This window comes from Xanthomonas cannabis, from assembly GCF_040616535.1.
Taxonomy (GTDB): domain Bacteria; phylum Pseudomonadota; class Gammaproteobacteria; order Xanthomonadales; family Xanthomonadaceae; genus Xanthomonas; species Xanthomonas cannabis.
Map to the genome: position 1 here is coordinate 2,753,229 of NZ_CP136580.1, position 23,675 is coordinate 2,776,903.

Annotated in this window: 21 protein-coding genes and 1 tRNA gene; 10 read left to right on the forward strand and 12 right to left on the reverse strand. The window is 66.8% G+C overall.

The window, feature by feature from the left end:
* Positions 1-18 precede the first annotated feature (18 nt).
* Positions 19-1,113, forward strand: a complete 1,095-nt coding sequence (rnd, locus tag RZV17_RS11800; protein ID WP_355603601.1) for a ribonuclease D — start codon at positions 19-21, stop codon at positions 1,111-1,113.
* Positions 1,114-1,194: 81 nt separating this feature from the next.
* On the opposite strand, the gene ligD is transcribed toward rnd, so the two are convergent.
* Together ligD and RZV17_RS11810 are read right to left on the reverse strand one after the other, a co-directional pair.
* Positions 1,195-3,765 (reverse strand): DNA ligase D, encoded by a 2,571-nt coding sequence (gene ligD / locus RZV17_RS11805; protein ID WP_355603604.1) that lies wholly within the window; start codon positions 3,763-3,765, stop codon positions 1,195-1,197.
* A 14-nt stretch (positions 3,766-3,779) separates the two neighbouring features.
* On the reverse strand, positions 3,780-3,956 hold the full coding sequence (locus tag RZV17_RS11810) for a DUF3606 domain-containing protein (protein WP_068835655.1): 177 nt from the start codon (positions 3,954-3,956) through the stop codon (positions 3,780-3,782).
* Between the two features lie 221 nt (positions 3,957-4,177).
* Between RZV17_RS11810 and RZV17_RS11815 the strand changes: the two genes are divergently transcribed.
* From RZV17_RS11815 to RZV17_RS11830, 4 genes are all read left to right on the forward strand, one after another.
* Positions 4,178-4,579, forward strand: a complete 402-nt coding sequence (locus tag RZV17_RS11815) for an H-NS family nucleoid-associated regulatory protein (protein ID WP_003485983.1) — start codon at positions 4,178-4,180, stop codon at positions 4,577-4,579.
* Between the two features lie 86 nt (positions 4,580-4,665).
* Positions 4,666-4,741: transfer RNA gene (locus tag RZV17_RS11820), tRNA-Ala, on the forward strand.
* Between the two features lie 149 nt (positions 4,742-4,890).
* Positions 4,891-5,067: a hypothetical protein gene (locus RZV17_RS11825; protein ID WP_355603607.1), complete on the forward strand. Its 177-nt coding sequence runs from the start codon at positions 4,891-4,893 to the stop codon at positions 5,065-5,067.
* Between the two features lie 195 nt (positions 5,068-5,262).
* A complete protein-coding gene (locus RZV17_RS11830; protein ID WP_355603610.1) occupies positions 5,263-6,351 on the forward strand; it encodes a diguanylate cyclase domain-containing protein in 1,089 nt (362 codons plus the stop codon).
* A gap of 37 nt (positions 6,352-6,388) precedes the next feature.
* Here the strand turns inward: RZV17_RS11830 and RZV17_RS11835 are convergent, their stop codons facing one another.
* The gene (locus RZV17_RS11835; RefSeq protein WP_166744447.1) at positions 6,389-6,898 is read right to left on the reverse strand and encodes a chemotaxis protein CheW; all 510 of its coding nucleotides are present in this window, start codon (positions 6,896-6,898) and stop codon (positions 6,389-6,391) included.
* Positions 6,899-6,909: 11 nt separating this feature from the next.
* The gene (locus RZV17_RS11840; RefSeq protein ID WP_047697767.1) at positions 6,910-8,568 is read right to left on the reverse strand and encodes a methyl-accepting chemotaxis protein; all 1,659 of its coding nucleotides are present in this window, start codon (positions 8,566-8,568) and stop codon (positions 6,910-6,912) included.
* 298 nt (positions 8,569-8,866) lie between these two features.
* On the opposite strand from RZV17_RS11840, the gene RZV17_RS11845 reads away from it, so the two are divergent.
* Positions 8,867-9,490 (forward strand): DNA-3-methyladenine glycosylase, encoded by a 624-nt coding sequence (locus RZV17_RS11845; protein WP_166744448.1) that lies wholly within the window; start codon positions 8,867-8,869, stop codon positions 9,488-9,490.
* On the opposite strand, the gene RZV17_RS11850 is transcribed toward RZV17_RS11845, so the two are convergent.
* Complete coding sequence (locus RZV17_RS11850; RefSeq protein WP_355603616.1) at positions 9,430-13,824, reverse strand: DEAD/DEAH box helicase; 4,395 nt, start codon at positions 13,822-13,824, stop codon at positions 9,430-9,432. The genes RZV17_RS11845 and RZV17_RS11850 overlap by 61 nt on opposite strands.
* Positions 13,825-14,119: 295 nt before the next feature.
* On the opposite strand from RZV17_RS11850, the gene RZV17_RS11855 reads away from it, so the two are divergent.
* Together RZV17_RS11855 and RZV17_RS11860 are read left to right on the forward strand one after the other, a co-directional pair.
* Positions 14,120-14,464, forward strand: coding sequence for a DUF3301 domain-containing protein (locus RZV17_RS11855; RefSeq protein ID WP_010382418.1), 345 nt, complete (start codon positions 14,120-14,122; stop codon positions 14,462-14,464).
* Positions 14,465-14,709: 245 nt separating this feature from the next.
* A complete protein-coding gene (locus tag RZV17_RS11860; RefSeq protein WP_355603619.1) occupies positions 14,710-14,973 on the forward strand; it encodes a hypothetical protein in 264 nt (87 codons plus the stop codon).
* On the opposite strand, the gene RZV17_RS11865 is transcribed toward RZV17_RS11860, so the two are convergent.
* Both RZV17_RS11865 and RZV17_RS11870 read right to left on the reverse strand, forming a co-directional pair.
* Positions 14,966-15,406 carry a ClpXP protease specificity-enhancing factor gene (locus RZV17_RS11865; protein ID WP_039407814.1) on the reverse strand — a complete coding sequence of 147 codons (441 nt, stop codon included), beginning with the start codon at positions 15,404-15,406 and terminating at the stop codon, positions 14,966-14,968. The genes RZV17_RS11860 and RZV17_RS11865 overlap by 8 nt on opposite strands.
* Positions 15,407-15,484: 78 nt before the next feature.
* The gene (locus tag RZV17_RS11870; protein WP_039407816.1) at positions 15,485-16,120 is read right to left on the reverse strand and encodes a glutathione S-transferase N-terminal domain-containing protein; all 636 of its coding nucleotides are present in this window, start codon (positions 16,118-16,120) and stop codon (positions 15,485-15,487) included.
* 696 nt (positions 16,121-16,816) lie between these two features.
* Between RZV17_RS11870 and RZV17_RS11875 the strand changes: the two genes are divergently transcribed.
* Positions 16,817-17,761: an IS1595 family transposase gene (locus tag RZV17_RS11875; protein ID WP_355603622.1), complete on the forward strand. Its 945-nt coding sequence runs from the start codon at positions 16,817-16,819 to the stop codon at positions 17,759-17,761.
* Positions 17,762-17,898: 137 nt separating this feature from the next.
* On the opposite strand, the gene RZV17_RS11880 is transcribed toward RZV17_RS11875, so the two are convergent.
* The 5 genes from RZV17_RS11880 to RZV17_RS11900 form a co-directional block, all read right to left on the reverse strand.
* Positions 17,899-18,657: a cytochrome c1 gene (locus RZV17_RS11880; RefSeq protein ID WP_047697758.1), complete on the reverse strand. Its 759-nt coding sequence runs from the start codon at positions 18,655-18,657 to the stop codon at positions 17,899-17,901.
* A complete protein-coding gene (locus tag RZV17_RS11885; protein WP_047697756.1) occupies positions 18,650-19,909 on the reverse strand; it encodes a cytochrome bc complex cytochrome b subunit in 1,260 nt (419 codons plus the stop codon). The genes RZV17_RS11880 and RZV17_RS11885 overlap by 8 nt, the downstream gene beginning before the upstream one ends.
* Complete coding sequence (petA, locus tag RZV17_RS11890) at positions 19,909-20,553, reverse strand: ubiquinol-cytochrome c reductase iron-sulfur subunit (protein ID WP_039407822.1); 645 nt, start codon at positions 20,551-20,553, stop codon at positions 19,909-19,911. The genes RZV17_RS11885 and petA overlap by 1 nt, the downstream gene beginning before the upstream one ends.
* A 367-nt stretch (positions 20,554-20,920) precedes the next feature.
* Positions 20,921-21,910 (reverse strand): lytic transglycosylase domain-containing protein, encoded by a 990-nt coding sequence (locus RZV17_RS11895; RefSeq protein WP_184375045.1) that lies wholly within the window; start codon positions 21,908-21,910, stop codon positions 20,921-20,923.
* Positions 21,911-21,958: 48 nt separating this feature from the next.
* Positions 21,959-22,924 (reverse strand): YafY family protein, encoded by a 966-nt coding sequence (locus tag RZV17_RS11900; protein ID WP_047697752.1) that lies wholly within the window; start codon positions 22,922-22,924, stop codon positions 21,959-21,961.
* 94 nt (positions 22,925-23,018) lie between these two features.
* Here RZV17_RS11900 and RZV17_RS11905 point away from each other — a divergent pair, with 94 nt between their 5' ends.
* A complete protein-coding gene (locus RZV17_RS11905; RefSeq protein ID WP_104579608.1) occupies positions 23,019-23,660 on the forward strand; it encodes a glutathione S-transferase family protein in 642 nt (213 codons plus the stop codon).
* Positions 23,661-23,675: the final 15 nt, after the last annotated feature.

The window sequence follows — 23,675 nt, forward strand, 5'->3', positions numbered from 1 at the left end:
GCTGTCGACGGAAATCACGTGCCCCATTGGATCACCCACCCCTCCGAGCTGACCGAGCGCCTGCAGGCAGCGCGCCCGTCGCGCATCGGCCTGGATACCGAATTCATTCGCGAACGCACCTACTGGCCGCAACTGGCGCTGGTGCAGATGGCCATCGGCGAGGAGATCCTGCTGATCGATCCGCTGATCCCGGGCATGAACGCGGCGCTCAAGGAGTGGTTGACCGCCACCGACATCGTCAAGGTGATGCATAGCGCCAGCGAAGACCTGGTCACCTTCAAGTGCGCGTGCGGCGTGCTGCCGCGGCCGCTGTTCGACACCCAGATCGCTGCCGCCCTGGCCGGTGTCGGCGGCGGCATGGGCTATCAGAAACTGGTGCAGGAAGTGACCGGCACCTTGCTGACCAAGGGCGAGACCCGCTCGGACTGGATGCGCCGCCCGCTCTCTCCGTCGCAGCTGGAATACGCCGCCGACGACGTGCGTTATCTGTTTGCGCTGCACGATGAGCTGACCCGTCGCCTGACCGAGCAGCACCGCCTGGGCTGGCTGGCCGAAGATGCCGAGCGGCTGCTGGCCACCGTCGAGCACGACGATGGCGAACGTTGGCCGCATGTGAGCCTGCGCACCGCGCAGTTCCTGGAGCCGGCCGCGCAACGTCGGCTGCTGCGGCTGCTGCGCTGGCGCGATCTGCAGGCGCGCCAGAGCGACCGTCCGCGCAGCTGGATCCTGGACAACGAATTGGCCAGCCAGCTGGCGCGGTTTCCGCCCGCGGATCTGGACGCGCTGCTGCGCCAGTTCGACAAATTCCCCAAGGCCCCGCGCAAGCTCGCCGCTGCGGTCTGGGAGGCGCTCAACACGCCGCTGCCGGACGAAGACAGCGCCCCGCTGGCGCAGGCGGCCACCGATGGAAACAAGGCGGTGCTCAAGCGCCTGCAGGATGCCGTGGCGCAGCGCAGTCGCGAACTGGGCCTGCCGGACGGCCTGCTTGCTTCGCGGCGACATCTGGAAACGCTGATCGAGCAACACGCTTGGCCCGCGGCCCTGGGCCAATGGCGCCGGCAGCTGCTGGAAGCACACCTGCTGCCGCTGCTGGCCGATCCTGCCACGCAGTGAGATCGGCTTCATGCAAAGAGCCCGCAGCAATGCGGGCTTTTCATTGCGTGCATCGGCCCACCTGCGATCCCCTGGCAGGCGTCAGTCCTGCGCCGCCCAACGTGCCAGGTTCTGCTGGATATGATCCATGTCTGCCCATGGGTCCTTGCGCCGACGGCGCAGTTTCTCCGGCACATCGCGTAGCGTGAATGCATCGGCACGGTGCAGCTTGGGCAGATCCGACCATGGCAGCGGCAAGGCCACCGGTGCGCCCGGCCGGCCCCGCAGCGAATACGATGCCACCGCCGTGGCGCCACGACCGTTGCGCAGATAATCGACAAAGATGCGCTTGTTGCGAAACCGCTTGGTCGCGGTGGCGACAAAGCGCTCCGGTTCCGACTGCGCCAGCGCATCGGCAAAGCCCTTGGCAAAGCGTTTGGTCAGGTCCCAGTCGCAGCCCGGGTTCAGGGGCACCACCACATGCAGCCCCTTGCCGCCGGACACGCGCAGGAACGATTCCAGTTCCAGCTGCGCCAGCAGCTTGCGGATATCGGTCGCCGCGCGCTTGACCTCGGCAAACGGCACGTCCGGGCCCGGGTCCAGGTCGAACACCACCCGGTCGGCCACGTCGGGGCGGGCAGCGTGCGAGCCCCAGGGATGGAACTCCAGCGCGTTGAATTGCACCAGCTCAAGCAGCCCGGGCGCATCGTCCACGACCAGGTAATAGGCATTGTTGCCGGTGTCCTCCTTCAACCTGACCGAACTGACGCGCTCCAGCCCGGCGGTGTGGTGTTTCTGGAAGAAGCACGGCTTCTCTGCCCCGTTCGGGCAGCGGATGATCGAGAGCGGGCGGCCGACGATTTCCGGCAGCAGATGGTCCATTACGGCCTGGTAGTAGTCCCAGACGTCGCCCTTGGTCGCGCGGATATCCGGGTAGATGAGTTTGCTCGGACTGGACAGCGCCGGCACCGCCGAAGTGGACGTCGCGCTTTTCGCGCTGGGCGGCGGCGACGACGCAGGCGTCCCCTTGGACCGGCGCGATGGCGTCCTGCGCAAGCCTGCAGCCGCACCGCCAGCCGCATCGCTGTCGGCCAGGTCGGCAATGCGCTTGTCCGGGCGCAGCGCCTTGAATGAGGCCTGCCGCAATAGCTGCTGACCACCGATGCCGCGGTAGAACACCTCCACCACGAACCGCGGCGCAAACCAGGTTGCGCCGCGCAGGTCGGTGTCGTCGGTCGGCACATGGGCGGTGGGTGTCCGCGTGCCGCCCTCCAGCTGCGGCGTCACCTCGCGCATCAGCGCATCGGAAAAGCCCGATCCCACCCGGCCGACGTACAGCCAGCCGTGCACCGGGTCGGGTGTGGCCAACAGCAGCGAACCGAACCCCGTGCGGCTGCCCTTGGGCGCGGTATAGCCCACCACCGCGTATTCCTGGCTGGCCAATTGTTTGGTCTTGCGCCAGTCGTCACTGCGGCCACCGTGATAGGGCCGGTCCGCACGCTTGGAGATGATGCCTTCGAAATGCTGCTCGCCCGCGACGCGGAACGCCTGCTGTCCATCGCCTTCCACATGCGAGCTATACGCCAGGTGCGACGTCAGCGCGGCGGCCATCACCTCCTGCAACAGTTGCTTGCGCTGGATCAGGGGCGCCTGGCTGATGTCCACGCCGTCCACGTGCAGCAGATCGAAGACTGCCAGCGCGAGCGGCATCTGGCGCTCACCGGACAAGGTCGCCTGCAGCAGATTGAAGTCCTGCTTGGTGCCGCGCCCGGCGATCAACTCGCCATCCAGCTGCGCCGAGCGCAAGCCCAGCGACTGGATCGCATCGCGGATCTCGGGCGTCTTGTCGGTCCACTCCAGCGCATTGCGCGACCACAACCGCACCCGCCCGTCGCTCACGGTCGCCAGGATGCGGTAACCATCCCACTTGATTTCGTGTAGCCACTGCGCGCCATCGGGGGGCGCCTGGCCCAGCTTGGCAAGCTGCGGCTCGAACGGCGCATCGGCCAGCTCGGCGCGGCGCGCGTTGCTGAGGGCGAGCGCCTGTTTCGCCCAGTCCCGGCGCTTGCCGGCGACCGGCGCAGGCACGTGCGTAAGTGCCTTGCGCCCGGCCTTGCCGGCGCCGGCGCGACGCACATCGGCGGCGGGCGCGGCAGCGACGTCTGCCAACAGGTCGTCGGCCTCCAGCGTGCCGGCGTAGGCGTCGTCTTCCTTGAACAGCAACCACTGCGGCTGCCGCGCCGGCTTGCTGGACCGTACTAGGTGCCAGCCGCCCTTCAACTTGCTGCCGAACAGCTCAAACCGTAGATGCCCCTTGGCCAATTGCGCCTCGGGGTCGCCAGCAGTGGCCCATACCCCGTGGTCGAACTGGGCCACGTGGCCGCCGCCATACTCGCCCTTGGGAATCTCTCCTTCGAACTCTGCATAGTCGACCGGGTGATCCTCCACCTCTACGGCCATGCGCTTGACCTTGGGGTCATAGCTCGGCCCTTTCGGGACTGCCCAGCTCTTGAGCGCATCGCCCACCTGCAGGCGGAAGTCGTAATGACGCCGGCTGGCGTGGTGCAGCTGCACCACGAAGATCGCGCGCTGCCCGGCGGGCACGGTCTTGCCGGGCTCGGGCTCGCGGGTCTTGTCGAAGCTGCGCTTGCGGCGATACTCGCTCAGGCTCATCGGGGCTGCCGGGCCTACTTCCGCAGATGCTCACGCACGCTGGCAGCGACCGGACCGACCTGTTTTACGGCAGCGCGCAGTTCGTCGGCGCTGACGCCCAGCGCCTTGGTCCAGTACTGCAGCTCATAGGCTTCGTTGACATTGATGCGGTCGCGGTCGGGCGAGCCGGTGTTGTGTTTGTCGTCGCTCATCAGCTGGCTCCTGTATCGTCGTGGTCGGGTTTGCTGGCGTGCGTGTAAGCTGGACAACGCCTGCAACGACGATGCGAAAGCGGCCGAACAGATCTCGTGAAAGGCCTGTTCACGCCATGTGCAAGCAACCGCACCCGCAGCGGCCGCCCCCGGGCCGCATGCCATAATGGCGCGCGCCCCTAGGGCGGCGTCTCCACTCTTTATTCCGAGGCCATACCTCTGTGAGCAATACCTCTTCGAAACTGGATTCCATCGCGCAAGCCAAAGCCAAGTTGCTGGACGAGCTGCAGAAGCTGGAAGAACAGGAGAAAACCGAGCGCGCGAGCGAGGCATCCTCTGCGCATGCCACCATCGTCTCGCTGCTCGAGCAGTTCGCCGGCCACTTCAACACCAAGCAACGCAACGACATCGCCGCCTACCTGGGCACCACCGCTGCGCGCAAGGAAGTGGTCAAGAGCGGCCGCAGCGAAGTGAAGCCGAAGTACGAACTGCCGCACACCGGAGAGACCTGGTCCGGCCGTGGCCGCACCCCGAAGGCCTTTGCCGCGTGGGAAGGCTCGGTGTCGTACAAGGAATGGAAGGCCAAGAACCCGGACCTCAAGTTCCCGCTGGTACGCGAGTAAGCGTTGCAGGATCGCGCCCTTGCCGCGCGGTCGATCGCCCGTTGTCTTGGCGAACCGCCTGGCATGTGGTTAGAATCGAGACACGTGGGGCGGTAGCTCAGCTGGGAGAGCGTCGCGTTCGCATCGCGAAGGTCGAGGGTTCGATCCCCTTCCGCTCCACCACGGCATCAAACCAGGAGCCTCGGACGTCCGCGTCCGGGGCTCTTGCGTATGGGGCACCCCCGCGTGCACGCCAGGCGGCCGCCGCCATGGCACCGGGATCACACCCGCTGCGCTAACGTGCGCCGCACCAACACACCGGAGCCGACGCCATGAGCAACCAACAGCGCCCACCTGATACCGACGCCGACGACGCCAGTGGCGTCTCCGAGAGCCAGGAGTCGCGCAAGCAGGACGAAGCGGCCAAGCAACGCCCAGGCCAGGAGGACCTCAAGGTGCATGACGAGCACAGCCGTCGCCCTAAGGGCAACGTTGGCCAGGGCGGGTAATCGTCCAGCTTAATCGCCCGTGGCACGGCCGGACTGGGATCGAGGCCGCCTGCTGTGGCCCCGGGATATGGCAAGATCCGGACACGTTGGCCGCCAGGCGGTCGGCGACCGCCGGATGGCCGGCTCGCACCACGGCAGCGATCATTGCCGCCGACATTTCCACGCCTAGATGGCGTCCTGTTGCAAAGGCCTTGCATGCAGCTTCCAGACGCGCCCGCGTTGCATTTGATCCACGCGACCCTGTTGCCGGGCGAGGTCGGCGCGGTGCTGGGTGCGCGCGCACCGGCCAACGAGGACGAGCGTGTGGCGGCGCTGCACGCCTATCAGCTGTTGGATACCCCTGCCGAGCAGCCCTATGACGCGCTCACCGCCGACGCAGCAGCCGTGTGCCGCACGCCGATGGCGCTGATTTCGTTGGTCGATACGCAGCGGCAATGGTTCAAGTCACGGATCGGCATGCAGCAGGCCGAAACGCCGCGCACGCTGTCGTTCTGTGCACACGCCATTCTCGAACCCGATCAGCTGATGGAGGTGTCCGACACCCATCTGGATGCGCGTTTCGTCGACAACGCGCTGGTCACTGGCGAGCCGCAGATCCGCTTCTATGCCGGCGCTCCGCTGCTGACGTCCGACGGCATTGCATTGGGCACCCTGTGCGTGCTCGACCGAACGCCGCGGCGTCTGTCCGGTGCCGAGCGCGACGCGCTGCGCGCACTGGCCCGGCAGGTGGTGGACACCATCGAACTGCGGCGTGCGGCCAGGCTGGTGGAACTGGACGCATTGCGCGACGAACGCACCGGGCTCTGGAACCGCGCCGGGCTGGAGCGCGGCTTGCAGGAGCTTGCGACCATGCGCGCAGACGAGACCGGGCAGCACGCGCTGGGGTTTTTGCTGATCGATCTGGACGGCTTCAAGCGCCGGAAGCTGCAGGCAGGTGCGGCCGCGGCCGATGCGACCCTGGCCCAGGCGGCGCAGCTGATCGAGACCCGGTTGCCGCCCTCCGCGCTCGTGGCGCGGCTGGACGGCGACCGCTTCTGCGTGGCACTTGCCAGTTCCTCGCCATCGGCCGCCTCACAGGCCGCCGACGACATCCGGCAGGCCATCGAAGCGGCGACCTGGCCCACCGGTGCGTTGACCATCAGCGTCGGGCTGGTCGATGTGGCAGCGGGCGAGGCGCCGGACAGCAGCATCCTGCTGGCGCGCGCCCGGCATGCCTTGCAGCGTGCGGTCCGCGACGGGCGCAACCGTGTGCACCGATTCAACGGATGGCAGTTGCACGACTGAGCGTTGCGCCCGCTCGTGCATCGGTGACCTGCGCCGCTCAGGCCGCCAGCACGTCGGCAGTGCCGGCGATCTCGTCCACCTGCAGCACCTGCTCCATGTCCAGCAGCACCACGAAGCGCTCGCCCACCTTGCCCATGCCGCGCAGCAGATCGCGACGGATGTGCGTGCCGAAGGCCGGCGCCGCTTCGATGTCCTGGTCGGCCAGCTCGATCACGGCATTGACCGCATCCACCAGCACACCGATCGCCTGCGTGCCCTGCGCCTGCCCGGTGGACAGGATCACGATGCAACTGCGTTTATTGATGGCGCCGCCGGCACGCCCCAGCCGCGCCTGCAGATCGACCACCGGCACCACCGCGCCACGCAGATTGATCACCCCGCGCACGCAGGACGGCATCGATGGCACCGGCGTGGGCGCGCGGTACTGGATGATTTCGCGGATGCCGAGAATGCTGGTGGCGAAGGTTTCGCCATCCAGCTGAAAGGTGAGGTACTGGGCGGCCGCGTCGGCGTCGCCCGGCATGCCATCGGAAGTCTGTGCGGTCATCGATCGGTCTCTCAGAAGCGGGCGAACTGGCCTTCGTCCGGGCCCTCGGACATCGCATAGGCTGGCGCGGCGCTGCTGCGCCAGCCACGGGTACCGGCCGCGCGGACCGGGCGTGCAGCCACCTGCTTGCCGCGCTTGGGCGGCGTGCTTGCGGTGCCCTGCCCGCCCAACCGGAAGAACGCCATGCTCTGTTGCAGCTGCTCGGCCTGCGCACTCATCTCTTCGGCCGTGGCGGCCAGTTCTTCGGACGCGCTGGCGTTTTGCTGGGTGGTCTGGCTCAACTGCACCACGGCCGAGTTGATCTGGCTGACGCCGGAGGATTGTTCTTCGGAAGCGGCGGAGATCTCCTGCACCAGGTCGGAGGTGCGCTTGATGCTGGGCACGATGGTATCGAGCAGGCGCCCGGCACGGTCGGCCAGTTCCACGCTGGAGCCGGCCACTTCGCCGATCTCCTGCGCAGCCACTTGGCTGCGTTCGGCCAGCTTGCGCACTTCGGCGGCGACCACCGCAAAGCCCTTGCCATGCTCGCCGGCACGTGCGGCTTCGATCGCGGCATTGAGCGCGAGCAGATTGGTCTGGTAGGCGATGTCGTCGATGATGCCGATCTTCTGCGCGATCTGCTTCATCGCCTGGGTGGTGGCAACCACCGCCTCGCCACCTTCGATGGTTTCCTTGGCGGCCTGGGTGGCCATGCCGTCGGTGATGCGGGCGTTCTCGGTGTTCTGGCTGATCGAGGCGGTCATCTGCTCCAGCGACGCGCTGGTTTCTTCGACGCCAGCGGCCTGTTCGCTGGCAGCCTGCGACAACGACTGCGCGGTGGCGCTGACTTCTTCGGAGGCGCTGGCCAGGGTTTCGGCGCTGGTATTCACCTCGCCCACCACCTGCGACAACTTCTGCACCATGGTGCGCATCGCTTCGAGCAATTGCGCGGTTTCGTCGCGGCCGTGCACATCGATCTGCATGGTCAGGTCGCCTTCGGACAGGCCGTTGGCCACGGTGACCGCGCGCCGGATCGGGCCGGTGACGCTGCGGCTGATCACCACGCCCAGCACGGCGCCCAGCAATACGCCGCTGCAGATGATGGCGATCAACAGCTTGGAACTGCGTGCATGGATGGCGCCGGTCTCCGCATTGGCCGAGGCCGCGCTACGTTCGCGCAGGCCGCTCAGGTCGGTCATCAAGGTATCCACTTCGTCCGAGCTGGCGCGTACCGCACGCGACAGTGCGGCAAGTTCCGGGTTGGCCTCGCGCAATGCTTCGCGATTGGCGGCTTCGATAAAGCGGCCGCGCTCATCCAGATAGGTCTGCCACGCGCGGTCGAACTGCGCCAGCTTGGCCTTGCCCTCTTCGGTCTGGAAGCTACCGCGTGCACGGGTCATGTAATCGACCACCTTGGCGGTGTACTTGTCGATGTTCTGCACGTGCGACTGCCGCTCTTCTGCGCTACTGGCCAGCAGCAGGTTGGCGCGTGCGCGGCCGGCGTAGATCAGGTTGATGTTGGCTTCCTTGACGTTGGACAAGCCAAGCAACTCGCGTTCGTACAGCGAGGTCGACAGGTCGCTGATGCGCCCGGAATTGGAATAGCCCACCCACCCGATGCATGCGCCGATCGCCGAGACGATCAGAAACGCCACGATCAGCCGGGTTCCGATTTTGAAGTTGCCTAACATTGGGGAGTTCTCGTGAGTGATGCGTGGGCGACATGCAGTGCATGGCAATCGACAGTGCTGGGCGTGCCGATCACAGGGATGCGGACTCGTCTAACCAATCGTTGATAGCTATCGGCGATGGCAAAACCCGCTTGAGATGCGAGCGCCGCCGCCGCGCCTATTCAGCCGATTGGATATGCGCTTTTGTGACAGGTCAGACGCTCCTGCGCGTCTCCATTCGGAAAACCCCTACCCCCGCTCGCCCAACTGTCCGGGACAGTCCGCAGGGACATCACGGCGCGGCCGCTAGGCTTGCCGCATGTCGTCCACACCATTACCCCGCACGTTCTACGCCCACGATTCGCGCCAGGTCGCCCCTCGCCTGCTCAACAAGGTGCTGGTCAGTGCAGACGGCCGGCGCGGCCGCATCACCGAGGTCGAGGCCTATTGCGGCAGCGAAGACCCGGCCGCGCACTCGTTCCGCGGCATGACCCCGCGCACGCAGGTGATGTTCGGCGCCCCCGGGCACCTGTATGTGTATTTCATCTACGGCATGCATTGGGCGATCAACGCCGTGTGCGGCGGTGCCCCCGGGCATGCGGTGCTGATCCGCGCACTGCAGCCGCTGGCCGGGCTGGAGGCCATGCAGGCCGCGCGTGGTGGCACCGCGGCGGCCAGGCTGTTGACCACCGGCCCCGGCCGCCTGGCGCAGGCCTTCGGCGTAACCGCGGCGGACAACGGGCTGGACCTGACTGCTGCCACGGCACGCTTGTGGGTGGAGGATGACGGCATGCCGCCCCCGTCGGTGCCGTTGGCGACGCCGCGCATCGGCATCCGCAAGGCGGTCGACCTGCCCTGGCGCTGGGTGGTCCCGGACAGTGCCTATCTGTCGCGCCCGCTGCCACGCGTCACCGGCACCCGTGCGCCGGTGGCGGGCGACTGAGCCAGCCACTGCTCCATCGGCGTCGGCTCGGCGGCACCAGGCCCGCGTTGCAGCAGGCGCAAGGCCTGCCCGGACTGTTCCGGCGTGAGTTCCTGCAGTGGCTGGAAACGGTCTGCCGCCCACACCGCCATCGGCAGGCCATCGAGCGAGGCCACGCGGTTGCCGGGTACCCGCGCGACGCGTTCGCCGGGCAGCAGGCTGCCCAGCAGATTGGCCGGGTCGCTGGCGCTCACGCAGACCCACTGCTGCTGCGGCGCCTGCGCCCGCACGCGGCGCAGTGCGGCAATCGCCTCCGGCAACGCGAACTGTTCGCCGGACAGGCCGGCAATGAAGCGGCCACCACGGATCTCGCCACGCGCTTCCAGGCGCTGGTACATGCGTAGCAATTCGCGCCACGGCGGCAACCACGCCGCCTCGCGCTCGAGCAGCCGCCAGCAGACCACGCCGTAGCGGCGCAGCAGCGTGCGCGCCACGTGTTCGAGCATCTCCTGATGCCGCTCGCCGGCCTCGGCCAGCGGCAACTCCGCAGGCGCGCGGACCGGCGCCCAACGGCCGGCATCGCGGATGCCCAGCGCACTGGCGCGACGCCGCTGGCGCGACAGTGCCGACGGCCGCTTGGAGGCCGGCACCAGGAGCGCGCGCAGCCCGGCATAACTGTCGCAATGCACGCGGCCGCGCATCACCAGTTCGCTCAAGGCATCTTCCAGCTCGGTGCCCATCAGATGCGCGGCATCGGCAATTTCGTCGAAGAACAGCGCGCCCTGCTGCTGCAGGACCTCCACCACCCGCTGCGCGCGCGAACCCAGCGGTTCCTCGTCGGCCGCACGTGCCAACCCGCTCCAGCGTTGCGCCTCACGCCGCGGCAGCAGCACGATGGGCGTGGCCCGTAGCGCGGCGCCGCTGCGCCCGCCGCCGGGCCGCAGGCGCGCCCACACGGTGCGCCCGGCGGTGCACAGTTCGTCCAGCCAGGCCGGCTGGTAGTCGCGCACGCGCGCCGGCAGCAACTCGCCTTCCCACAGCACGGCCGGCGCTTCGAACCCTTCCAGCTGCCCCACCACGCCCGCCAGCGCATCCGGGCCCGCGACCCGGCTGGCGCTGTCCAGATGCTGCCATTCGAACAGGAAGCGTGCGTAGTCGCGCTGCGAGACCGGCTCGATCTCGCGCCGCAACCGCCCCAGCGTGTAGCGGTGGATGCGCGCCAGCAGGTGGCGCTCGCACCACTCCTGCGATGCCGCCTGCGCACTGAACTGCCCGGCCATGACATAGCCTTCGCGCTGCAAGGCCAGCAGCGCCAGGGCGATTTCCTCCTCGGGCAGGCGCAGGGCGCCGGCGAGCCCGCCTACCTGCGCAGGGCCCACAGCCGACAGCCGCCCGCGCAACAGCTCGCGTACTGCACGGTCGCGTTCCCAGTCGGGCACCCGGCAATCGGCGGGCACCTGCAATGGCGGTTGCGCCACGGCGCCTGCATACAGCGGCATGAACCACTCGATGCGCTCGGCGCTGATCCACAGCGCGGGCGCAGCGTCGATGATCAGGCAGCTGGCGCGGCCAGCGGCGGCCAGCGCGGTCAACCAGGCCTGCCACTGCGCATCGGTCGCCTCGTCCACCGGCAGCACGCCCAGCCCGACCAGCGCCTCGTGCATCTCTTCGGCATCGCGCGGTTGCGGCCACGCTTCTTCGCGGACCGATGCGATGGCCTGCGGGTCCAGGCGCCCCAGATCGTCGCTGCTCTGCGGCGTGTAGCGCCGGCCCTGTACCGCCTGGGTGCGCCGCTCTTCCAGCGGCGCATCGTCCAGAAACGCGTACGGACGCGCGTTCAACGCTTCCGCCGCCAATGGCGACGGTGCGGCCAGATCGCGCGCCACCAGGCGGATGGCTCCCGATTCCAGCCCGCGCAGTACCTGCAACCACCCCTCGCTATCCATCGCCTGATGCAGGCAGTCCTCCAGCGTCTGGGTCACCAGCGGGTGGTCCGGCACCTCGCGCTCGCCTGCCAGGTTTTCCGCGCAGGCGACCTGATCCGGAAATACGGTAGCCAGCAGGTCTTCGGACTTCATGCGTTGCAACTGCGGGGCCACCTTGTTGCCGCCGGTGAACCGCGGCAGCGCCATCGCATTGGTGGCGTTCCAGCGCCAGCGCACGCCGAACAACGGCGCGTCCAGCAGTGCCTGGATCAAGACATGCTCGGCCGACGACGAATGCAGGTAACGCGCCACCTCTTCCAGGGCAAAACTATGACTGGTGGACAGCGACAGCACGATGGCGTCTTCGGTCGCTGCGGCCTGCAGCTCGAAGTTGAAGGTGCGGCAAAAGCGCTTGCGCAGTGCCAGGCCCCAGGCGCGGTTGATGCGGCTGCCATACGGCGAATGGATCACCAACTGCGTGCCGCCGCTGGCATCGAAGAAACGCTCCATCACCAGGCACTGCTGGGTGGGCATGGCGCCCAGCGCGGTGCACGCCTGGGCAAGGTAGTCCACCAGTTGCTGCGCCGCCTCGGCAGACAGCGCTAAGGTCTCGCACAGCCAGTCACGCGCGCGCTGATGCGGGGCAGTGTCCAGCCGCGCCGCGATCTCGCCACGCAGGCGCGACACCGCCGCCGACAACTCATCGCTGCGGCCGGGCGCCTCGCCCAACCAGAACGGAATATTGGGTGGCGCCCCCCGGGCATCCTCCACCCGCACGCGGCCTGCATCCACACGCAGGATGCGGTAGCTGGCATTGCCGAGCTGGAACACGTCGCCGGTGAGGCTTTCCACTGCGAAATCTTCGTTCACCGTGCCGATCTTCTCGGCCTGCGGCTCCAGCACCACGCTGTAATCGCCGGTTTCCGGAATGGTGCCGCCGGAGGTCAGCGCCGTCATGCGCGCGCCGCGACGTGCGTGCAGCCGACGATGCACCGCGTCGCGATGCAGATAGCCGGCGCGCGGGCCCAGCCGGGTGCTGAAACCCTCGCACAGCATCCGCACCACGCTGTCGAAGGTGGCGCGGCTCAGCCGAGCGAATGGCCAGGCGCGGCGCATCAGCGCAAACAGCGCATCCTCGTCCCAGTCCTCGCATGCCGCTTCGGCCACGATCTGCTGCGCAAGCACATCGACCGGTGCCAGCGGAATGCGCAAGGCATCCAGTTCGCCGCAGCGCACGCTGTCCAGCAAGGCAGCGCATTCGACCAGCTCGTCGCGGGTCTGCGGAAACAGCCGTGCCTTCGGGGTGCCGCCGACCTTGTGCCCGGAGCGGCCGGCACGCTGCAGGAATGTGGCGATCGAGCGTGGCGAGCCGAGCTGACACACCAGATCGACATCGCCGATATCCAGCCCCAGCTCCAGCGAGGCGGTCGCCACCAGCACGGTGAGATCGCCGGCCTTGAGGCGCTGCTCGGCCAGCAGGCGCGTCTCGCGCGACAGACTGCCGTGATGCGCGGCGACCCGCTGCTTGCCCAGCAGATCGCCCAGATGCCGCGCCGCACGCTCGGCCATGCGCCGCGTGTTGACGAACACCAGCGTGGTGCGATGCTGCTGCGCCAGCGCAGCTACTTCGGCATAGACCTGCAGCCATTGGTCGTTGGACATCACCACGCTCAGCGGGGTCGGCGGCAACCCCAGCGCCAGATCGCGCGCGCGCGTGTAGCCGATGTCCACGATCTCGCAGGGCGGCGGCGCACCGTCTTCGCCAACGCCAACCAGGAACTGCGCCACCGTCTCGATCGGCTTCTGGGTGGCCGACAGCCCAACCCGCGTGATCGGCCGCTCGGCCAACCGCTGCAGCCGCTCCAGTGTCACGCTCAGGTGACTGCCGCGCTTGTCCGCGGCAACCGCATGAATTTCATCGACGATGACGGTCCGCACATGCCGCAGCGCGTTGCGGCCGGAGGCCGACCCCAACAGCACGTACAGCGACTCCGGCGTGGTCACCAGGATATGCGGCGGCACGCGCCGCGCCTGCGCCCGCTCGCGTTGCGGCGTATCACCGGTACGCACCGCCGTGCGCACCGGCACATCCGGCAGGCCACTGGCGGCCAGCGCCGCGCGGATGCCCTGCAACGGCGCCTCCAGATTGAGATGGATATCGTTGGACAACGCCTTCAGCGGCGACACATAGACCACACGGGTCTCATCGGGCAGCATCCCGCCATGCTCGAGTCCGTCGCGGATCAATGCATCGATGGCCGCGAAGAAGGCAGTGAGCGTCTTGCCCGAGCCGGTCGGCGCGGCCACCAGCGTATGCCGCCCGGCCTGGATTGCCGGCCATGCGGCGATCTGCGCAGGCGTGGGCGCAGCGAAGGTCTGCGCAAACCACGCAGCGACAACGGGATGGAATTGCTGCAGAACAGGATGCATGGGCAGTGCCCGACGCCACCACGGCAACCGGCCGCGCGGCGATCGGATTCAACTCGGCGGGACTGCACTGGATGGGGGTGCGATGCCGTGCATGCAAGCCTGACCCACGCAAGGGCGTGAACGGTTTAGTGCGGTTGTGTCCTGCACCGACAGTCGATCGCTTGCGTAAGGGCTTCAGGACCTCATGCCGAACGCGCGGACAAGCGCGCTGTCCAAGTCATCGCGTCCTCGTACCTGCAACGCGGCAGCACCGCTGGATTGTCGTCCAGCCGCCCGCCATGGCACATTGGCTGCCATGCCCAGTCTCATTCTCTTCATGATTGCCGGCGCAGCGCTGTTCGCGTTCTGGAACTCCTCGCGCGCCGCTGCCGAACGTGCCGACATCCTCGGCCGCAATGCCTGCCGCGCCGCCGATGTGCAGTGGCTGGATCAGAGCGTGCACTCCACCAACATCCGCATCTGCAGAATGCCCAACGGATGGCTCGGCTTCGAGCGCACCTTCCGCTTCGAATATTCCTACGACGGAGCCGACCGCCACAGCGGCAAGCTGGTGCTGCGCGGCGACCAGCTGATCGCCTTTACCGGTCCGCAGGTCGCCACCGTGCGGGCGCTACATCCGGAGCAGGAGCGGCTGGAATGATGCGCCGTGATCGCCGCGCGCATCCTCCCACGTAGCGACACCTGACACCGCGACGACGCGTCGGGAACCCGCTGCGCTGCAAGTGCCGGTCGGTCGCATTGCGCCAGCCAGCACGGCGTACGGAACGGTTCGACCAATTGGCCGCGGGCTCACCGGCAGTGGCTCATATCCGTCTCCGCTTCCCCCTCAATTAGGGCAGCTCTACCTCGTCTCCCCGCGCAGATGCGGTCAATGCGTCCGCGCGCATGCGCGCAGCCGATCGCACGCCCGGCACGCGTCAGCAGGCGAGATATGGCGTCGTTCTGGATGCCGAAGAGGCACGCGGCAGCGGGCGTGTCGGTGTCGCTGCGCGCAACCAGACACGCCGCGCCTTCAATGACGCGCTAGACGACGTATTGCTCGGGGCAACCGCACGTGCCGGAGGCATCCGCTGCATCGTGCGCGATGTGACGGACGCGCTCCACCGGGACTGGAACGTGACCGTCACGCATGTCGGCAAGCCTACTTGACCACGCGCAGATGCGGGCGCTTGCCACCGCTGGGTGGCTCGTCCGGCGCCGGTGCGCTCGGCGGCGGTGTACCGGGATCCGGCGGCTCGCTGCTGGTGCCGGGGATGTCGTCGGGCAACGCCATGCCCTGCCCGGTTTCGCGTGCATACACTGCCAATACCGCAGCCATCGGCACCATGACGGGATAGCTGACGCCGCCAAAGCGCGCAGTGAAACTCACGCTGTCGTTGTCGACCTGCAGGCCGACGACGGCACGCTCGGCGATGTTCAACACGACCCGGCCGTCCTTGACGGCACTTGCCGGCACCTGCACGCCAGGCAGTCCTGCGTCCACCAGAACGTGCGGCGTCATGCCGTTGTCGTTGATCCATTCGACCAAGGCCCGCAACAGGTACGGGCGGTGGCTGGTCATGCGGGGGAAATCTTCGCTCATGGCGTCATTTTACCCGGACACGACCCTCAACGGCGGCGAGCGGATCGCAAGTCGGTCTGTTGGCATACAGCCGTCGCATCAGCCCGGCAGGTCGCGCAGCTTCTTTTCCTGCTCGGTGAGGCTGCGAATGAAACCGGGATTGCGGAAGATCCGGTTACCATAGTCCTCGATGGCCTTGCCATCCTTGGGCAGGCCGATCTCCAACGCATCCAGTCGCCAGATGATCGGCGCCATCGCGCAATCGGCCAGACTCATTTCCGGATTGAGGAAGAACTTGCTGGCCTTGAACAGCGGCACCGACGCTGTCAGCAACTCCTTCAGACGCTTGCGGCCGGCTTCGGCCTGGGTCTTGTTGCCGAGCTGGATCGCCTGCACCTGTGGCACCCAATCGTGTTCGATGCGCAGCATCGCCAGGCGCAGGCGCGCGCGCGACAACGGATCGACCGGCATCAGTGGCGGATGCGGATAACGCTCATCCAGGTACTCGCTGACCACCGAGGCCGCGTACAGCACCAGATCGCGCTCGACCAGGGTTGGCACCGAATGATAGGGATTGAGATCGATCAGATCTTCGGGAGGATTTTGCGGGTCGACCGGAACCAGGTCGTAGGTCACCCCTTTCGCCGCCAGGACCAGACGGACCCGGTGGCACAACACGTCGTCGTTGGACGAAAACAAAGTCAAGGTATTCCGCATACGCACACTCGTCGCCATTCAAGGCTCTCCGACGACCGGAATCCGCCGGCCGCATCGGCGCGGCCGGCCCAACGCCGACCGTCACCACGGTCTATCGAGTGTGCAATCACGTCACGCAAAAGCCAAGAGTGCTAGGGCGCATTGACACCTGGGCAGCAGGTGATGTTGCGGGTCAGTCAGGGATGGAAGGCGTGGCCTGACGGATCGACCCAGCGTCGATGACGTGCGCCTCGCCCAGTGTCCACGGAGGCTGGCAGCTGGATGGGCATCGATGTCGGTGTGCCGTGTATCGATGCTGTTTGACCGTTGCATGACGCGATCAGGACGTTCGATGTGCCAGCTAGCGTGTTGATGCGGGGCCGGGTCGGCTGCTGCGATGGCCGGTCGACGGATCGGGCTGCAACGACTGCAACAACTGCACGCACGATGAGCGCGGACCTAGATCTGGTGGAGGAGCTGTGTGCGCTGTCAAGCGCGACTTGGCGCGTTGGGCCTGCGCAATCGTGTGCCTGTGTTCAATGGCGTGTGCCGCGCAGCATCTCGAAGGATGCTGGTGACCGATAGGCTGAGTGCGCTTGTTCGCGAGCGCCATGCTCCACTTGCGCGCCGTACCCTCACCCCAACCCCTCTCCCGCCGGGACCTGATTAGCGCTGTGTCTCAGCTGGTGATGCAGCCTGGGTTTAGAACTGCAGGATCTTCAGTGAGATACGACGATGACGTTCAATCGGATCCAGTTCCAGAAGGGGCTTTCGATTCCAGCTTTTCTGAGCCGCTATGGCTCGCAGGCGCAATGTGTCGAGGCGTTGATGCAAGCCAGATGGCCCAATGGCTTCGTGTGTCCGCAGTGCGGGTACACGCATGCCAGTCGGTTTGAACGAGGCCGCCAGCAGCTGTGGCAATGTACGCGCTGCCGGGTACAGACCAGCTTGACCGCCGGCACGCCGATGGCAGACACCAAGCTTCCCTTGCAGGTGTGGTGGCTGGCCATCTATCTGGTGAGCCAAGCCAAGAACGGAATTGCTGCGCTGGAACTGGCTCGGCAGCTGGGCGTCTGTTATCGCACTGCATGGCGGATCAAGCACAAAGTGATGGCGGCGATGGCCGATCGCGAGCAGTCACGCCGGCTTGAGGGGGAGGTCCAGATCGATGATGCCTATCTGGGCGGGGAACGCGCCGGTGGTCCCGGAGAACCGCAGTGGCGCAACAAAGTGCCGTTTATCGCAGCGGTTTCCTTGCAGCACGGGCGCCCGCATTACCTGCGTCTGGATGTGGTCTCCAGCTTCCGAAGAAGCGTCGTGCACACCTGGGCCCAGCAGGCACTGGCACCGGGCACCCATGTGGTCAGTGACGGGCTGACCGCCTTCACCGGCGTGGTCTGGGCAGGCCTGACCCACGATGCCATCGTGACCGGAGGCGGCCGCAAGGGCGCCCAGCAGCCTCGTCTGCGTTGGATCAACACGATCCTGGGCAATCTCAAAACCGCCCTTAGCGGCACCCACCATGCGGTGAACTTCGCGAAATACGGCGCGCGCTACCTGCATGCGCATGCCTACCGGTTCAATCGCCGCTTCGACCTGGCCGCCATGGTGCCGCGTCTCGCCAGCGCCTTCGCCAGCGCGGGAAGGCGCACAGAGCGGCAACTACGTACGCCCAGCTGAGACACAGCGCTAATCAGGCCGCCGGGAGAGGGGCCGCCTGGCTTTGCCGCCTGGCTTTGCCGCCTGGCTTTGCTGCCTGGTCTTGCTGCCTGGTCTTGCTGCCTGCTTACTGCCGGATCAATACGCGTGCGGTCCGTTCAATGCACGTCCTTCCAGTATTCCTTCTTCAGCAGGTAGGCGATGAAGGTCAGCAGGGCCAGGAAGAGGATCACCCACACGCCCATGCTCTGCCGCTTCAACGCGGCAGGTTCGCCCGCGTATTCGAGGAAGTTGGCGATATCGCGCACGGTCTGGTCGAACTCCACCGGCGTCTGCCGCCCTGGCTGCCCGAGCTTGAGCGCTTCGACCGGTTTGTCGCCGGTGGCCTTGTCGGCCGGGCCGAACTGCGCCTGCTGCAGACCTTGCAGCTCCCACAACGGATTGGGCATCGAGGCATTGGGGAACAACTGGTTGTTCCAACCCAGCGGGCGGGTCTGATCCAGATAGAACGACTTGAGATAGGTGTAGACCCAGTCGGTACCGCGCACGCGTGCAATCAAGGTCAGGTCCGGCGGCGCCTTGCCGAACCACTTGGCGGCCGCATCGTGCGGCATGGTGCCCTCGATGTGCTCGCCGATCTTGGCACCGGTGAAGTTGAGGTTGCTCATGACCTCCGCTTCGCTCAAACCAAGATCGCTGGCCATGCGCGAATAACGCAGGTACTTCAACGAGTGGCAGCCGGAGCAGTAATTCATGAACAGCTGCGCACCGCGCTGCAGAGACGCGCGGTCGCCCAGGTCGTTGCCGGCCTGCTGCACCTTGCCACCCTCGGCGGCGACCGCACCCGCCGCCAGCGTCAGACCGCACAGCACCGCGATCACGCGCGACGTCCATGACCTCACGTTGGAATTAGTCATGGCTGGTCACCCGCTCCGGAACCGGCTTGGTCTTGTCCAGCCGCGTCCACACCGGCATGGTGATGAAGAAGGCGAAATACAGGAAGGTCAGCACCCGCCCGACATAGGTCTCGTGGGCGTCGGTGCCGGGGCCGGAGCCGATCACGCCCAGCCACACGAAGCACACCACCAGCACGCCCAACGCCACCTTGGAAATCCAGCCGCGATAGCGCACCGAGCGCACCTTGGCGCGGTCCAGCCACGGCACCAGGAACAGGATGGCGATCGCCGAGAACATCACCAGCACACCGCCCAATTTGTTGGGCACCACGCGCAACATGGCGTAGTACGGCGTGTAGTACCACACCGGCTTGATGTGCTCCGGCGTCACCAGCCGGTTGGCCTCGGTGAAGTTGTCGTGTTCCAGGAACAGGCCGCCGAAGGCCGGCGCGAAGAAGATGATGAAGGCGGCGATGAGCAGCAGGAACCCGACCCCAACCAGATCCTTGACCGTGTAGTAAGGATGGAACGGAATGCCGTCGGCGGGCTTGTGCGCATCCCAGCGATTGCCCTTCGGTCCTTTCTTGATATCCACGCCATCGGGGTTGTTGGAACCCACTTCATGCAGCGCGCCGATATGCAGCACGATCAGCAGCAACAGCACCAGCGGCAGCGCGATCACGTGCAGTGCAAAGAAGCGGTTGAGCGTGGCATCGCCGGGCAGGTAGTCGCCCATGATCCATTCGGTCAGGCCGTTGCCGATGACCGGAATGGCACCGAACAGCGAGATGATGACCTTCGCGCCCCAGAACGACATCTGCCCCCATGGCAACACGTAGCCCATGAAGGCTTCGGCCATCAGCACCAGGTAGATCAGCATGCCCAGGATCCACACCAGCTCGCGCGGCTTCTGGTAGCTGCCGTACATCAGGCCGCGGAACATGTGCAGATACACCACGATGAAGAACAGCGAGGCGCCGGTGCTGTGCATGTAGCGGATCAGCCAGCCCCACTCTACGTCGCGCATGATGTATTCGATCGAGGCGAATGCATCGGCGGCGCTGGTCTTGTAGTGCATCGTCAGGAAGATGCCGGTGACGATCTGATTGACCAGCACCACGATGGCCAGCGAGCCGAAGTAGTACCAGAGGTTGAAGTTCTTCGGCGCGTAGTACTCGCTGATGTGCTTGCGGTACATGGGCATGAGCCCGGGCGCGCGTTCGTTGACCCAATCGAACACGCCGTTGGCAGTACGGACCAGGATATTGCTCATCAGGCAGCCCCCGTGCTTTTCGCCGACGAACCGGCACCATCCGGATCGACGCCGATCACCAGGGTGTTGTCGTCCACGTAATGGTGTGGAGGCACCAGCAGATTGATCGGTGCGGGCACGCCGTCGAAGACGCGGCCGGACATATCGAAGCGCGACTTGTGGCAGGGGCAGAAGTAACCGCCCTTCCACTGCGGGTCGTAGGGCTCGGGGCGGATCTCGGCGACCATTTCCGGCGAACAGCCCAGATGCGTGCACAGCCCCACCAGCACCGAGATGTCGGATTTGATCGAGCGGTATTCCGGGTTTTTCAGCACGTATTCCGGCTGCTGGTCCTTGTTCTCGGACTTGGGGTCCTTGAGCCGGCCGTCCAGCGACGGCAATGCGTCGAGCATCGCCTTGGAGCGTTTGACGATCCAGATGGGCTGACCGCGCCACTCCAGGACCAGCCGTTGCCCTTCCTGCAAGGCGCTGATGTCGGCGGTCACCGGTGCGCCGGCCAACTTGGCGCGTGCACTGGGGTTCCACGACTTCACGAACGGAACTGCGACAAATCCTGCTCCGACCGCACCGACCACGGCTGTTGTCGCGGTCAAAAACCGACGACGCCCGGTATCGGCAGGTGCGTTAACCCCATCGTTGGCCATCCGGCTCTCCGATCTTGATTAGGTAGCGTGAGGCTGCCAACGGCTGGCGGGGGGTCCAGCCGTGATGAATCGACCGCAGTGTAGCGGAACGCTTAATGCACAGACAATGCAATGTACGCAGTCGGACCTGCGCGATGCAATGGCCGCTGCGGACGGCCGCGCTGCGCCCTGCGCACTCCTTGCAAGACCAAGGTGCATCGCAGCGTTGTCACATATGCAAGCGGCCCAGCGCGAAGCCAGTGCGCCGCACTGCCACTGCATCACGACACGGGTGCGGCGCCGACCCACACTGCGGACTGCGTCGCAGCATCGGCAGGCACGCGACAGCGTGCCATGCTGCATCGCAGGGTGAGCGTGCGACGTGCGCTCAGTTGGCGCTTGCGTTCTGCCCGCGATAACGGCCGGCCAGCAGGCCGACGCGTTGGACATAACGCTGGGTCTCGCTATAGGGCGGCACACCGCCGTAGCGATCCACCGCGCCTTCGCCAGCGTTGTAGCCGGCTGCGGCCAGGGTCAGATCGCCGTTGAAGCGCTTGAGCAACCACGACAGATATTGCACGCCGCCGCGAATATTTTGCGATGCATCATAGGCATCGCTGACACCGAAGCGACGCGCGGTGCCGGGCATCAGCTGCATCAGCCCCTGCGCTCCGGCGCGACTGAGTGCCAGCGGGTTGTAGGCCGACTCGGCATGGATGATGGCGCGCACGATCGCTTCTTCGACCCCGAATTCGCGCGCAGCCGAGGCAATCTCCTGCTGGTAGGCCGCCGTGTTGAGCCGGATCGCGCCGAAGTTGACGCCCGGCTTGGCGCCACAGGCGTAGCAGGTCTCGATGAAGCTGTAGTGGATGGTGCGCAGCCCTTCGATGCTGGCCACCTGGCGTGGGCGTGCGCTGGTGTAGTGGCGCACGCCGTCTTTCATATAGGAATAGACCTGCCCGCTGACCACCCGGCGCGGATTCACCGCTGCGGCCGGCGCGGCGGGCGGCATGAGCGATGTCGCACGCTCTGCCGGCGGACGCGGCACCGCCACCGCAGCGGTCTCGGCAGTGCGCCGTGGCGGCGGACTGATGATCGTGGCAGGCGCGCCGCTGTCGATGCTGTTGATGCTGGCAATTGGCCGCGCGGACCCGGCCGACACTCCCGGTGCCGCCAGCGATGACACTGGCGGCACGCGCCGCGCTGAACGGTCCGGCGTGTAGCTGCTGATGACGCTGCACGTCGCCCCGCTCTGGCGCTTGCTCAGGTAGCTGGTGATGCCGTCGCCGCTGACGCACTTGTACAGCGTGCCGGCGCTGACCGGCGCGGCCGACAACGTGACAAGCAACAGCCCCAGCGTTCTTGACATCCCCTTCATGCGGCGGAGTTTCCCAGCTTGCCCCGGGCTTGCCAAGGGCGTCCGCGTTCAGGCCGATAACCGGTCCAGTCGCGTCTGCAATGTCTCCAGGGCAATGCGCAACGAGGCACCCACCTCGGCCGGCGCGATCGCCTCGAACGGCAAGTCGAGCAGCAGCAGGTTGGCTGCCAACGCAGGCAGGCTCGGCGCTCCCAGGCCGAGCCAGCAATGGCCTGCCCCGTCGGCTTCCAGCGCGCCCAGCCATGGCGGGATCTGCGCGGCCAGCGTTTCCAGCGATCCGGCCAGGCGGACTCGGACACGGCACGGAAACGGCGCCTCGCCGATGGCCTTGCGCAGGAGCTGCAGCGGCTCCTCCGGCAGCGCACGCGTGGCGAACCGGGCGCCGGTGGCGATGGCCTGGTCGATCCGGTCGGCGCGCAGGGTGCGCCAGTCCTGGCGCTCGCAGTCCCACGCCAGCAGGTACCAGCGCCGGCCGTAGTTGACCAGCAGCGCCGGCTCGACGCAGCGCACGATGGCCGCACCGGAGTGGCGCCGATAGTGCAGCCGCAGCGTGGCACGGTCGCGGCACGCGCCGGCCAGGAGCGCCAGCATCGCCGCGTCCACCAGGGTGCCGCTCTCGGCCAGCGGCATGCTGGCCATGGCCGCGTGCGCGGCACTGGCACGCTGGCGGCTGCGCCGCGGCAGCAACGGGTCCAGTTTGGCCAATACCCGTGCGGCGGCCGTGTCCATCCCGGCGATGGCCGGCGCTGCCGCGCGCAGTGCGATCGCCACGGTCAGCGCTTCTTCTTCCTCGAACAGGAGCGGCAAGGCGGCCGCTCCCTGCCCCAACGAATAGCCGCCGCCGCTGCCGGAGGTGGCATGCACCGGGTAACCCAGCTCGCGCAACCGCTCGATGTCGCGGCGCAGGCTGCGCGGGTGGACTTCCAGCCGTTCGGCCAGGGCCGTGCCCGGCCAGTGCCGGCCACCTTGCAGCAGGGAGAGCAGTCGCAACAGACGGGCAGCGGTCGAGGCCATGACAGCACCGTATTGCGGACGGAAACTGTCCGCAACAGCCCCCTAAGATCGGCATACCAGCCATTACTACCCAGCCGCATTCCAGGAGCCCGCAATGTCCGACGCCCGCCATATCACCCTGTTCCACAACCCCCGTTCGCGCTCGCGCGGTGTGCTGGTGCTGCTGGAAGAGCTGGGCGCCAGCTACGATGTTCGCTTCGTCGATCTGGAACACGCGCAGCAGCGCTCGCCGGAGTTCCTGGCGATCAACCCGATGGGCAAGATCCCGACCATCGTCCATGGCAGCAGCGTGGTCACCGAACAGGGCGCCATCTACCAGTACCTGGCAGAGATGTATCCGGAAGCCGGGCTGTCGCCGGCGCCAGGCGATGCCGACCGTGGCGCCTACCTGCGCTGGCTGGCGTTCTACGGCTCGGCCTTCGAGCCGGCGATCATGGATCTTGCGCTCAAGCGCGAGGCGCCACCGCGCTCGCTCTCTCCCTATGCCGACGCCGATACTGTGCTGGCGGTGGTCCATGCACAGCTGGCGCAGGGCGATTACCTGCTGGGTGCGCGCTGCAGCGCAGCCGATGTGCTGTGGGGTGGCGCACTGGGCTGGATGGTGGAATTCGGCCTGATCGACCCGCCGGCACCGACCCGTGCCTACATCGCCCGGATGGCCGCACGGCCGGCGGTGGCCCGCGCCGCAGCAGTCGACGGCCGGCCTGGTGCGGACGCTGCCTGCCCAAGCGGGTAAACTGCGCGGCTCACT